7 protein-coding genes are annotated in these 12,970 nt (G+C 67.3%); 2 read left to right on the forward strand and 5 right to left on the reverse strand.

Annotated elements, in window-relative coordinates; genetic code table 11:
• The first annotated feature begins 212 nt into the window (after positions 1 to 212).
• Positions 213 to 1,850: a response regulator gene (locus J2X54_RS07230; protein WP_310179498.1), complete on the forward strand. Its 1,638-nt coding sequence runs from the start codon at positions 213 to 215 to the stop codon at positions 1,848 to 1,850.
• 11 nt (positions 1,851 to 1,861) lie between these two features.
• Here the strand turns inward: J2X54_RS07230 and J2X54_RS07235 are convergent, their stop codons facing one another.
• Positions 1,862 to 3,880 carry an ATP-binding protein gene (locus tag J2X54_RS07235; RefSeq protein WP_310179499.1) on the reverse strand — a complete coding sequence of 673 codons (2,019 nt, stop codon included), beginning with the start codon at positions 3,878 to 3,880 and terminating at the stop codon, positions 1,862 to 1,864.
• A gap of 35 nt (positions 3,881 to 3,915) precedes the next feature.
• Positions 3,916 to 7,545, reverse strand: coding sequence for a hydantoinase B/oxoprolinase family protein (locus tag J2X54_RS07240; protein WP_310179500.1), 3,630 nt, complete (start codon positions 7,543 to 7,545; stop codon positions 3,916 to 3,918).
• 108 nt (positions 7,546 to 7,653) lie between these two features.
• Here J2X54_RS07240 and J2X54_RS07245 point away from each other — a divergent pair, with 108 nt between their 5' ends.
• On the forward strand, positions 7,654 to 9,273 hold the full coding sequence (locus tag J2X54_RS07245) for an NAD(P)H-hydrate dehydratase (RefSeq protein ID WP_310179501.1): 1,620 nt from the start codon (positions 7,654 to 7,656) through the stop codon (positions 9,271 to 9,273).
• Between the two features lie 205 nt (positions 9,274 to 9,478).
• Here J2X54_RS07245 and chrA read toward each other — a convergent pair whose 3' ends face one another.
• From chrA to J2X54_RS07260, 3 genes are read right to left on the reverse strand one after another with little or no spacing between them, the layout of a single operon-like run.
• Positions 9,479 to 10,723: a chromate efflux transporter gene (gene chrA / locus J2X54_RS07250; protein WP_310179502.1), complete on the reverse strand. Its 1,245-nt coding sequence runs from the start codon at positions 10,721 to 10,723 to the stop codon at positions 9,479 to 9,481.
• Positions 10,669 to 12,213, reverse strand: coding sequence for a hypothetical protein (locus J2X54_RS07255; protein ID WP_310179503.1), 1,545 nt, complete (start codon positions 12,211 to 12,213; stop codon positions 10,669 to 10,671). The genes chrA and J2X54_RS07255 overlap by 55 nt, the downstream gene beginning before the upstream one ends.
• A 14-nt stretch (positions 12,214 to 12,227) precedes the next feature.
• A complete protein-coding gene (locus J2X54_RS07260) occupies positions 12,228 to 12,947 on the reverse strand; it encodes an ABC transporter ATP-binding protein (RefSeq protein WP_310179847.1) in 720 nt (239 codons plus the stop codon).
• Positions 12,948 to 12,970: the final 23 nt, after the last annotated feature.

Here is a 12,970-nt window from a genome sequence, read left to right on the forward strand (position 1 = left end):
AGGCATGGGCTTGCAGAATTCCTTTTGCGCGCATTATACCCGTTCCGCCCCTCCCCATACAGCACCAGGATGCGGCTGCCGGCAGCGACAAAGTATTCCACAAGCAACATTTAAGGGCCGAGGCGCGCCAAAATGTGACTTGTGCCATGCAAAAACGCATCATTTCACCGACCTTCGGTTATGCTGGGAACAACCTGGAATGGATAAGAAACATGGCGGACTATAGCGAGTTGTCGGTACTGATCGTGGACCCGAACCCGGGCATGCGCGGCAGCCTGCACAATATGCTGAACCAGTGCGAGATCACCCGTATCGAGTACGCGGTGGGTTCCGGCACGGCCATCCGCCAGCTGAGCCGCCGCCAGTTCGACATCGTGCTGTGCGAGTACGACCTGGGTAACGGCAGCGAAAACAATGGCCAGGACGGCCAGCAGCTACTGGAAGATTTGCGCCACCATCGCCTGATCCCGCCGTGGTGCATCTTCATGATGATCACGTCCGAGGGCGTGTACAGCCGCGTGATCGGCGCGGTGGAGCTCGCTCCTACCGATTACGTGCTCAAGCCATTCACCGTGGACGCCCTGCTGCAGCGGATCCGCCGCGCGGTGGAGCGGCGCGACGTGTTCTGGCCGGTGTACCAGCATGTAGCAGCCGGCAATATCCGCAAGGCGATCACCGGCTGCAAGGAGGGGGAGCAAGCCAACCCGCGCTACGCCACCGACTACGCGCGCCTGCGCGCCGAGCTGCTGGTGTCGATCGACGACCTGGTCGAAGCCGAGTTCGTGTACCAGGCGATTTTGCTCACCCGCCCTACCGCCTGGGCCAAGCTGGGCCTGGCGCGCTGCCAGTTCGGCCTGGGCAAGCTGGTCGAAGCGCAGCAAACCCTGACCGACCTGCTGCAACAGCACACCACCTTCATGGCCGCCTACGACTTGTTGGCGCGCACCCTGCAGGCGCTGGGCCAGCAGCAGTCGGCCAAGAAGGTGCTCGAAGACGCGGTGGACATTTCGCCGCACATGGTGCGCCGCCTGCGCCACCTGGGCGAAGTGGCGTTCGCCACTGGCGACGTCGGGGTGGCCGAACGGGCGTTCAAGCAGGTGGTGACCAAGGCCAAGTATTCCGAGTTCCGCGATCCCGAGGACCACGTCAAGCTGGTCAAGACGCTGGTTAAAAAAGGCGACGCCTACCAGGCCGGCGGCGTGATCCGCGACATGGAGCGCTCGCTGCGCAACAATGCCAACACCGACACCTGCCGGGCGATTGCCGCCGGCATGGTGCAACAAATGGCCGGCAATATGACCGCCGCCGCAGCCGAACTGACCACTGCAGTCAACGGCATGGCCAACACGCGCGGCCTGTCGAGCGGGCTCAAACTCGACCTGATCCAGAGCTGCCTGAACGTCAAGCTCGACCAGCAGGCTTCGTCGGTGATGCTGGACCTGATGAACGACGACGACAGCGGCGTGTCGATGGACGATGCAGTCGAGGTCTTCGAAAAAGCGGGTCGCCACGACCTGGCCCAGGGGATGGGCGAACAGATCAAGATGCAGGTGGGCGAACTGCTGGCGCACGCGGCGCAGAAAAGCACCGAGGGCGACCTGCGCGCGGCGGTGGACACCCTCAACGCCGGCCTGCGCAAGGCGCCGGCCAATATGGCGCTGCTGCCGGCGGCCGCGTCGGCCATCCTCAGGCAGCTCGACGACATGGGCTGGGAAGCGCCACTGGCCGAACAGGCCGCGTACCTGCTCGAGCGCATGCGCAAGATCGACGCCCATCACCCGGCGCTGGACGCGCTGTTGGCGCAATACCACCACACCCAGCGCAAGTACGGTATCGCGACATCGGCCTAGGCAACTCCGGCCTAGCCGGGTTTGACCGGCCCGGTCAGCACCTGCCGTACCTTGCGCGCCAGCGCCTCGCGCGAATACGGTTTGCCCAGCAGTTGCACGCCGGGCTCGAGCCGGCCACCGTGGACGATGGCGTTTTCCGCGTAACCCGAGGTGTAGAGCACGGCCAGTCCGGGCGTCTTCTGCCGCGCCAGCCGCACCAGGTCGGTGCTGCGCAGCGGACCAGGCATCACCACGTCGGTAAACAGCAGGTCGATGCCGATGCCGCTGTCGAGGATGCTCAGTGCGGCAGTCGCGTCGGCGGCCTTGAGCACGGAGTAGCCGAGTTGCCTGAGCAATTCGACGGCAGTCTCGCGCACGCCCTCGTCGTCTTCGACCACCAGCACGGTTTCGTTGCCGCCCACCACGGCGCCGGCTTCGGGCTCCGCCACACAGGCATCCTCTTCTTCCAGGCAGCGCGGCAGGTAGAGCTTGACCGTGGTGCCGCTGCCCACCTCGCTGTAGATGTTGACATGGCCGCCAGACTGCTTGACGAAGCCGAACACCATCGACAGTCCCAGTCCCGTGCCCTGACCTTCGGGCTTGGTGGAAAAGAACGGATCGAACGCCTGCCCCAGCACCTCGGGCGGCATGCCGCAGCCGGTGTCGGTGACCGCGATCAGCACGTACTGGCCGGGCTGGACGTCGGCGTGGCGCTGCGCATAGTGCTCGTCGAGGCTGGCGTTGGCCACTTCGATGGTCAGCCTGCCGTTGCCGTTCATGGCGTCGCGGCCGTTGATGCACAGGTTGAGCACGGCGTTTTCCACCTGCGCGGTATCGACCAGCGCGCTCCAGGTGCCGGGCGGGATCACGGTCACCACCTCGATGGTTTCGCCCAGCGACCGGGCCAGCATGTCGTCCATGGCCGCGATCAGCGCGCCCACCTTGATTACGCGCGGCGCAAGCGCCTGGCGCCGGCCAAAGGCCAGCAGGTAGCTGGCCAGCCGGGCCCCGCGCCGCACCCCGCCCAGAGCGCTGTCGACGTAGCGCTGGCCACGACTATCGCCCGCCACCACGTGCGACAGCAAGTGCAGGTTGCCAGAAATGACTTGCAGCAGGTTGTTGAAGTCGTGCGCGACGCCGCCGGTGAGCTTGCCCATCGCTTCCATCTTGCGGGCCTGGTGCAGCGCTGCTTCGGTTCGCTTCAACGCCTCGGCAGCGGCCCGCTCGGCCGTGCTATCGCGGCCGATGCCAAGCAGGAAGTTGCCATTGAGCGCATTGGTCCACTCCATGTAGATGTACTCGCCGCGCTTGTGGCGCAGGCGCACCTCGATCCTGGGCGAACCCTGGCCATGGCGAATGGCGTCCAGGCGCCCGATCACGACATCGCGTTCGAGCGGATGGATCAGCGCGGCCACCGGGGTGCCGGCCAGTTCATCCTCTTGCCAGCCGAGGGTGCGGCTGAAGGCAGGATTGACGGCGGCCATGCCGTTGTCGCTGTCGAGCAGCGCCATCGCATCGCTGGACAGCTGCCAGATCCGGTCGCGGTCCTGGGTCAGTACCTGCAACTCGTCCTTGAGCGCTGCCGAATAGCGCGCCGTCTCGCGCAAGGCGCGCACCTTGGCCGTAGTTTCGACCACGGTGTCGAGCACGCCGACGGTGACGCCCTGCTCGTCCAGTACCGGGCTGTAGCAAAAGGTGAAGAAGGCTTCCCTGATCTGGCCGTCGCGGTCGACCATCAGCGGGAAATCCTCGATGAAGGTGGATTTACCCTGCCACGCGCGGGCGAGGATCGGCTCGATGTCGTCCCACACTTCGCTCCAGACCTCGGCCAGCGGCCGGCCCAAGCCATCGGGCTTCTGGCCCATCAACGTCATGTAACCGTCGTTGTAAATCATCAACATGTCGCCCCCCCAGAACAGGCAGGACGGGAAGTCCGAGGCCAGTATCAGGTTCACACTCACGCGCAGCGAGGGCGGCCAGTCGGCGATGTGGCCCAGGCCTGTGGCAGCCCAGTCGTACTCGTACACCCGGGCGGCCATCAAACTGGTCAATTGAGCGGGGCGATGCGCTGTCGGCCGGACCGCGCTCACGGCAGCACCGTTCCGTAGCCGCCGCCGCCGGGCGTCTCGATCACGAAAGCGTCGCCAGCCTGCATGGCGGTCTTGCCGATGTGGCCAAGCTGCTCCACCGAACCGTCGGCGCGCAGCACGGTGTTGCGTCCCAGCGCACCGGAATGGCCGCCGGCCATGCCGAACGGCGGCACAATCCGGTTGTTGGACAGGATCGCCGCTGTCATCGGTTCGAGGAAGCGCACCGTGCGCACGCCGCCGTCGCCGCCGCGCCATTCGCCGGCGCCGCCGCTGCCGGCGCGGATGCGATAGCTCTCGAGCCGCACCGGGAAGCGGAATTCGAGGATCTCGGGATCGGTCAGGCGCGAGTTGGTCATATTGGTCTGCACCACGCTCACGCCGTTGAAACCGGGACCGGCGCCGGAGCCGCCGCTGATGGTTTCGTAGTACTGGTACTTGGCGTTACCGAAGGTGAAATTGTTCATGGTTCCCTGCGCGGCCGCCATCACGCCCAGCGCGCCGTACAGGGCGTTGGTGATGCAGGTGGACGTTTCCACGTTGCCAGACACCACCGAGGCCGGGTAGTGCGGGTTGAGCATGGAACCGGGCGGTATGATCACCCGCAACGGCTTCAGGCAGCCGGCGTTGAGCGGGATCTCGTCATTGACCAGCGTGCGGAACACGTACAGCACCGATGCCATGCACACGGCCGACGGCGCGTTGAAGTTGTTGTCCAGTTGCGGCGAGGTGCCGGTGAAGTCGATCTCGGCACTGCGGCTGTCGTGATCGACGGTGACGGTGACCGCGATCTGCGCTCCGTTGTCGAGCTCGAGCTTGTAAGCCCCGTCATGCAGCGCGCTGATCACGCGCCGCACCGCTTCCTCGGCATTGTCCTGCACGTGGCCCATGTAGGCGCGCACCACGTCGAGGCCGAAGTGCGCGACCATCTTGCGCAGCTCTTCCACGCCCTTCTGGTTGGCAGCCACTTGCGCGCGCAGGTCGGCCAGGTTCTGGTCCGGGTTGCGCGCCGGGTAGCGGGCGCCGGCCAGCAGGGCCCGGGTTTCCGCTTCGCGCAGCTTGCCGCCGTCGGCGCCCTCACTTGCCCCATCCACCAGCTTGAAATTACTGATCAACACGCCCTCTTCCTCGATCACGCGCGAATCCGGTGGCATCGAGCCGGGCGTGGTGCCGCCGATGTCCGCGTGGTGGCCGCGCGATCCGACGTAGAACAGGATCTCGGCCCCGGCCTCATCGAACACAGGCGAAATCACCGTCACATCGGGCAGGTGGGTGCCGCCGTTGTACGGATCGTTGAGCATGAACACGTCGCCGGGCTGCATCTGGCCGGCGTTTTCGCGCATCACGGTCTTGATGCTCTCGCCCATGGAGCCGAGATGCACCGGCATGTGCGGGGCGTTGGCGATCAGGTTGCCGTCGGCATCGAAAATCGCGCAGCTGAAATCGAGGCGCTCCTTGATGTTGACCGAATACGCGGTGTTTTGCAGCCGCAGCCCCATCTGCTCGGCGATCGACATGAACAGGTTATTGAAGATTTCGAGCATCACCGGGTCGGCGCTGGTGCCGATGGCCACGCGCTGCGGCAGTGCGGCCACCCGGCGCAGCACCATGTGGCCGCGCGCCGTGGCTTCGGCGCGCCAGCCCGCTTCGACGATGGTGGTGGCGTTGGCTTCGGCGATGATGGCCGGGCCGTCGATGACGGCGCCCGGCTCGATGTCCACGCGCTGGTACAAGCCGGTTTGCAGCCACTGGCCGCCCGCGTACATCGGCACCACGGTCGCCGGTGCCGGTGCTGTCGCCGGCGTGGCGGCCTGTGGTTCGGCCTCGGCCGGCGCATCGGACGCGCCCACCGCTTCCACCGACACCGCTTCCACGATCAGCGCCCTGCCCTGCATCAGGAACGAGTAGCGCTTGCGGTAGGCCGCTTCGAACTGCGCCCGCATGGCGGCAACGCCGCCGGATGGATCGAATAGGGCGATCAGCGCCGTATCGGTGCCTTCGTAGCGCAGGTGCACGCGCTCGACCAGGGTAATCCGGTGTTCCTCGACGCCCTGGTGCAGCAGGTCGGCGCCGGCCTGGCGGCCCAGCGCATGCAGCCGCGCTTCCAGGTCGGGCAGCGCGTGTTCGTCAAGCCGGGCTTCCACAGCCGCCTCGCGCATGCTGGACTGGTCGGCCAGGCCCATGCCGTACGCCGACATCACGCCGGCCAGGGTGTGCACGAACACGGTTTTCATGCCCAGCGCGTCGGCCACCAGGCAGGCGTGCTGGCCGCCGGCGCCGCCAAAGCTGGTGAGCGCGTAGTCGGTCACATCGTGGCCGCGCTGCACCGAGATCTGCTTGATGGCGTTGGCCATATTGCCCACTGCGATGGCAAGAAAGCCTTCAGCCACCTGCTCCGGCGTGGTGGGATTGCCGGTGGCGGCCGCAATGCGCGCGGCCAATTCGACGAAGCGCACCCGCACTGCCTGGGCGTCGAGCGGCTGGCGGCCGTCGGCGCCGAACAAATGCGGGAAGTGCTCGGGCTGAATCTTGCCGAGCATGACATTGCAGTCGGTCACCGCGAGCGGACCGCCACGGCGGTAGCTGGCCGGCCCCGGGTTGGCGCCGGCGCTGTCGGGGCCCACGCGGTAGCGGCTGCCGTCGAAGTGCAGCACCGAACCGCCGCCGGCAGCTACCGTGTGGATACTCATCATCGGTGCGCGCATGCGCACGCCGGCTACCTGGGTGTCGAACACGCGCTCGAACTCGCCGGAAAAATGCGAGACGTCGGTGGACGTGCCGCCCATGTCGAAGCCGATCACCTTGTCGAAACCGGCCAGCTGGCTGGCGCGCACCATGCCGACGATGCCGCCGGCCGGGCCACTGAGGATGCTGTCCTTGCCCTGGAAGGCGCGCGCATCGGTCAGACCGCCGGACGACTGCATGAACTGCAAATTCACACCAGGCAGCTCGTACGCCACCAGGTCCACGTAGCGGCGCAGGATCGGCGACAGGTAGGCATCGACCACGGTGGTGTCGCCGCGTGCGACCAGCTTCATCAGCGGGCTGGCCAGGTGCGAGACCGAGACCTGGGTGTAGCCGATGTCGCGCGCGGCGTCGGCCACGCGGTTTTCGTGGGCGTGGTAACGGTAGCCGTGCATGAAGACGATGGCCAGCGAGCGCAATCCCTTGTCGTACGCCGCCTGCAACGCCGCACGGGCGCCGGCCAGGTCGAGCGGCACGACGGTGTCGCCGTGGGCGCCCATGCGTTCGTCGATTTCGATGACGTCGGTGTACAGCAGTTCGGGCAGGACGATGTGGCGGTCGAACAGGCGCGGGCGGTTCTGGTAGGCAATACGCAGCGCGTCGCCGAAGCCGCGCGTGATGGCCAGCACGGTCGGCTCGCCCTTGCGCTCGAGCAGCGCGTTGGTGGCGACCGTGGTGCCCATCTTGACGGCGCCAATGCGTTCGACCGGGATGGCTTCATGCGCCGCCACGCCCATCAACTGGCGGATGCCGGCGATCGCGGCATCGGCATAATGCTCAGGATTTTCGGAAAGCAACTTCAGGGTGCGCAGTTGGCCATCGGACGCCAGCGCCACGATGTCGGTGAAAGTGCCGCCCCGGTCGATCCAGAATTGCCAGTCCATGCATGCCTCGTAGCTTTCGGTGAAGCGGCTATTGTAGTGCGTGTGGCGTCCGCCACTCAACACGGCTGGCAACCCGGCTGGCACGAGCACCGATGTTAAGATGGCGGCATGAAGCCACTTTACCGCAGCGCCGACATCCGCGCCATCGAACACGCAGCCGCAGCAGCGCTGCCCGAGGGCGAGTTGATGCGGCGCGCGGGGCGGGCTGCGGCCGCTGCTGCGCAACGCCTGCTGTCATCCGCAGCGCCTCATCCAGGCCCGGTGGATACCTTTCCTGACCGGGCGCCGGCGCTGCAGCGGTTACAGGTGCGGGTGCTGGTGCTGGCGGGCCCCGGCAACAATGGCGGCGATGCGCTGGAAGCCGCGGCGCACCTGGCCGACGCCGGGATTTCGGTGACAGTGCTGCACAGTCAGCCCGGTAATGCGCAGTCGCCGGAACGGGCAGCAGCATGGCGGCGGGCCGCCGACAGCAGCGCGCGCTTTGAAGAGCTGTCGGCGCCTGCCGTGCAGACGGGCGACTGGCAACTGGTGATCGATGGCCTGTTCGGCATCGGCCTGGCGCGGCCCATCGGCGGCGCACTGCGCGCGCTGGTGGAGGCCGTCAACCAGCTGCCCTGCCCGGTCCTGGCGCTGGACGTGCCCAGCGGCCTCGATGCGGACACCGGCGCCATCGTCGGCCCGGACGGCATCGCGCTGCGCGCCAGCCACACCATCACGTTCATCGGCGACAAGCCGGGCCTGCATACCAACGAGGGCCGCGACCATGCCGGCATCGTCGAGGTGGCGTACCTGGACATCGACCCGGCGCTGTTGCCACCCACGCAGCTGCAGCTGAACCAGCCGGCGCTGTTCGCCCGCCATCTGCGCGCGCGGCGCCACAGCGGCCACAAGGGCACTTACGGCAACGTCGCCGTGATTGGCGGCGCCACCGGCATGCGCGGCGCGCCGATCCTGTCTGCGCGCGCCGCGCTGCATGCCGGCGCCGGCCGCGTGTACGTGCTGTTTCCCGAAGATCCGCTGCCAGCCGACAGCGGCCAGCCCGAACTGATGTGCCGCCTGGCCGAAGGCTACGACTTCGAGCAAGCCACGCTGGCCATCGGCCCCGGCCTCGGCGGCTCGGCCATGGCCGCCGATTTGCTGGCGCGCGCCATCGCCAGCCAGAGCGCCCTGCTGGTCGATGCCGACGCCCTCAACCTGCTGGCGCACACCCCGGCCTTGCAACACGCGCTGGCCAGCCGTGGCGCAACCACTGCACCGACGCTGCACGCGCTGCAAGCGGCTCGCCCGGTGGACGGAAGCGTAACCGCCGTGCTGACGCCGCACCCGCTGGAAGCGGCGCGGTTGCTGGCCGTAACCGTCGTCGCCGTGCAGGCCGACCGGGTGGCGGCAGCGCGCACCCTGGCCGCGCGCTTGCAGGCGGTGGTGGTATTGAAAGGTTCGGGCACCGTCATCGCCGCGCCCGGTGGCGACTGCGTGATCAACCCCACCGGCAACCCGGCGCTGGCCACGGCCGGCACCGGCGACGTGTTGTCGGGCCTGTGCGCCGCCCTGCTGGCGCAAGGCTGTCCGCCGTGGCCGGCAGCGCTGGCGGCTGTGTGGCTGCACGGCGCGGCAGCGGACGAATTGGTGGCCAGTGGCGTCGGACCGATCGGCATGACTGCCGGTGAGCTGATACCGGCGATCCGCGCTGGCATCAACCGGCTGGCGCGACTGAACCTGGTCCGATAACAGGCGCCTTGAGGCCCTCTGCCTGAACGGATGCCGCACCGCTGAGGTCTGCCCCCAATGCCGTCAATTAGGAACAGTCATTCTGCATCGGCGCGCAGGCGATAATACATGCTGAGCATATGATCACGCGCTCTCTGGATTCCCGCCTGCGCGGGAATGACGACTCATCGGTTGCGGTTAAAACGCTTAATTTGGCGGCACTCGTTTAACCCGGTGCGAGAACCAGCCAGCCGACCAGGGCGCAAGCAAGCACCACCATCCACGGCGGCAGCTTCCACCAGGTTAAAGCGGCCAGTGCGGCCAACGCCAGCGCCAGGTCGCGCCAGCCGAATATGGCGCTGGTCCACACCGGATGATACAGCGCGGCCAGAAGCACCCCGACAACGGCCGCGTTCATGCCAGCCAGCGCAGCCTGGGCGCGGCGGTTTTTCCTCAGCGACTGCCAGAACGGCAAGGCGCCGGCCAGCAGCAGGAACGAGGGCAAAAAAATCGCCAGCAGGCAGATTGCGCCGCCCAGCCAACCGGACGGCGCCACCGTCATCGACGCGCCCAGAAACGCGGCAAACGTGAACAGCGGTCCCGGCACCGCCTGCGCTGCGCCGTAGCCGGCCAGGAAAGCCTGGTTGCCCACCCAGCCGCTCGGCACCACCTCCGCTTGCAACAGCGGCAATACCACGTGGCCGCCGCCGAACACCAGCGCACCGCTGCGGTAGAAGGCATCGACCATCGCCAACGGCTGGCCCGGCAGCCAGTGCACCGCCAGCGGCAAGCCGATTAACAGCGCAAAGAACAGCGCTAGCCAGCAGGCGCCGGCGCGGCGGCTGATCGTGACCGGGAGAATGTCGACAGCAGCGACCGCGCCTGGCCGCAACAGCAGCAGCCCGATCACGCCCGCCGCAGCGATCACGCCCACCTGCGCCCACGCCGAAGGCCCCAGCAACACGCCACCGGCGGCAACGGCCATCAGCAGCACGCGCGGCAGGTCGGTGCACAGCTTGCGCCCCATACCCCACACCGCTTGCGCCACCACGGCCACCGCCACCACCTTCAGGCCATGCATTGCGCCTACCGGCAACAGGTCGCCATGGCCGGCCAGGCCCACTGCGAACAGGATCAGGAGGATGGCCGAGGGCAGCGTAAAGCCGGCCCAGGCCGCCAACGCGCCAGCGTAGCCGGCGCGCGACAAGCCCAGCGCCATGCCCACCTGGCTGCTGGCGGGACCGGGCAGGAACTGGCACAGCGCCACCAGGTCGGCATAGCCGGCTTCGGTCAGCCAGCGCCGCCGGGTGACGAATTCATCGCGAAAATAGCCAAGGTGGGCGATGGGGCCGCCGAACGACGTCAGCCCCAGGCGCAAAAAGATCAAAAAAACGCGCCACGGGTGGCACGCATCGTTCAACGGCGCACCAGGTCGGCTTCGATGGCTTTCAGGAAGGCGCGCTGCGACCATTCGAGGTCATTGACCACGATGGCCGGCGTGTAGAACGTGGCGGCGCTGCGCGGCCGGTTGACCACCACCTTGGACGGCACGATCACCGACGCCAGGCCCGACTTGAGCGGCTCGAGACGGATGCCGGTGTACGACGAATCGGCCGCGCTGGGCGCCCCGATCAACCTGGTATTGGAAAACAGCGAGAACACGTCGAGCGCTTCGAGGCAGGCGCCGGTGCACTGGCCCGGCACCACCACGTACACCGGCTTGGTAAACGGCGCCGGATCGCCGGGCAGGTTTTCGGCGCGGTCGCTGTCGTTCACCGCGGCCCGGCGCGCCGGATCGGGATAGAATTTTTCATCGCGCGACTGCGCCGCCAGCATGCCTTGCGCAATTGCGGCCGGATCGTAACCAAGCGCGCTGCGCTCCTTGTCTGTCAACTGCGCCGACTCGAACGAGGTGTAGGCGATATTGCCGAACGACGCACGCCACATCACCGCCTGCCGCGCCTGCGCCACCTTGAGGCGGCGGTTGACGCGCGACTCGCCCCACAGCGCGCGCGCCAGGTTCATGGCCCAGACCGCGTCGCCACCCTGGTTGCCGCGCAGGTCGATCACCACGGCGTTGGCGTCGAGGTAACGCTGGCGATTGGCCTGCACCTCGGCCAGCATGGCGCCGTAGGCTGCGCGCTCGGTGTCGTTCGGCTGGAACGTGGGCAGCGCGAACCAGTGCAGGCCGTAACGCGGCGTGCTGACGCCGGGCGGTTGGGTGATGCCGTTGAAACTGTCGTCGCGCAGGCGCTGGGCCGCCTCGTCCATCGGGCGCCAGCTGAGCGTGAGGCGCGATTCGCGCCCCTCGTCGATGAAGATGCACTGCACCGGCAAGGTGATGAACGGATTGCCCTGGTCGATGAATACGTCGGGGGCAAACGACCACCATGGGCCGGTGCCGCCGCTGCGCTGGCCGAAGCCGAACACATTGGTCTCCACCAGTTGCGCAATCGGTTTGCCATCGCAGTCGGCAATGCGCGCGCCCACGGCCGGGCCGCCGGGGGTGGTGGCGGCCACGAACATATTGTCGCCACGCCACGCAGTAATAAAGCCGGGCCAGCGCGGCGGCGCTGGCGGCATGTCCTTGAGCACCACGCCGGCACGGCCATCGCCGAGCAGGGCGTTAAAGTGCTGCAACGCTGCCGCATAACCGGCGCCGTCGCGCACCTTCGAAGCCAGCAACTGGGCGCCTTCGCGCGCTTTTTCGAGGTTGCCGGCAAAGTCGGGGTTGGCGGGATCGACCGTGCCCGGGTGATCGTCCAGCGTGACCAGGTAGGCCGCTTCGACATCGGCAACGGCAGCCTGGCGCCACTGCTCGGCGGACATGGTGGGTGCTGCGGGCGGCGTGGCCGGGGGACGCAGGGCCGGCGCCTGGGCATACGCGCCCGCCATGGTCACTGCCAGCAAGGAGCAAACGCCGAAACTGCGCGCGGATTTTTTAACGGATGCGATCGACATATGGACTCCCCTGCTCACACCAGCCGCCCGGCGGCAATCGTGATCGTGCGGCCGCAACGCGCGGCCATCGATTGATCGTGGGTGACCAGCACCAGGGTGGAACCGTGCTGGCGGTTCAGTTCGAACATCAGCTGGATCACCGCTTCGCCGGTGGCGGCATCGAGGCTGCCGGTCGGTTCGTCGGCAAACAGCAGGGGCGGCTCGCTGACGAAAGCGCGGGCCAGCGCCACGCGCTGCTGTTCGCCACCGGACAGGTATTTGGGGTAATGCTTGAGCCTCGATGACAGGCCCACGCGATCGAGCATGGCTGCGGCTTTTTCGCGCGCACCGGCCACGCCGGCCAGTTCGAGCGGCAACATGACGTTTTCCACGGCAGTCAGGTGCGCCAGCAACTGGAACGACTGGAACACGAAACCGAGCTTTTCCTTGCGCAGCGCGGCGCGGCCGTCTTCATCGAGCGCGTAGATATCGACGCCGTCGAGGATGACCTTGCCGGCGCTGGGGGTATCGAGTCCGGCCAGCAGTCCCAGCAAAGTGGACTTGCCGGAACCGGAGGCGCCCACGATGGCAAGCGTCTCCGCCCGTTGCACGGTAAAATCCACCTCATGCAGGATCGTCAGTTCGCCACTGGCATCGGCCACCCGCTTGGCGAGGCCGCTGACGACGATGGCGGCCTGGTTGGCCGCCACGCTGGTGGCGGCTTGGGCTGCATTGAATCCGGGACCATCCGGCACGAAATTGGAAGACGCTTTAGGGA

The sequence above is a fragment of the Duganella sp. 3397 genome, assembly GCF_031456625.1.
GTDB lineage: Bacteria > Pseudomonadota > Gammaproteobacteria > Burkholderiales > Burkholderiaceae_D > Rugamonas > Rugamonas phyllosphaerae.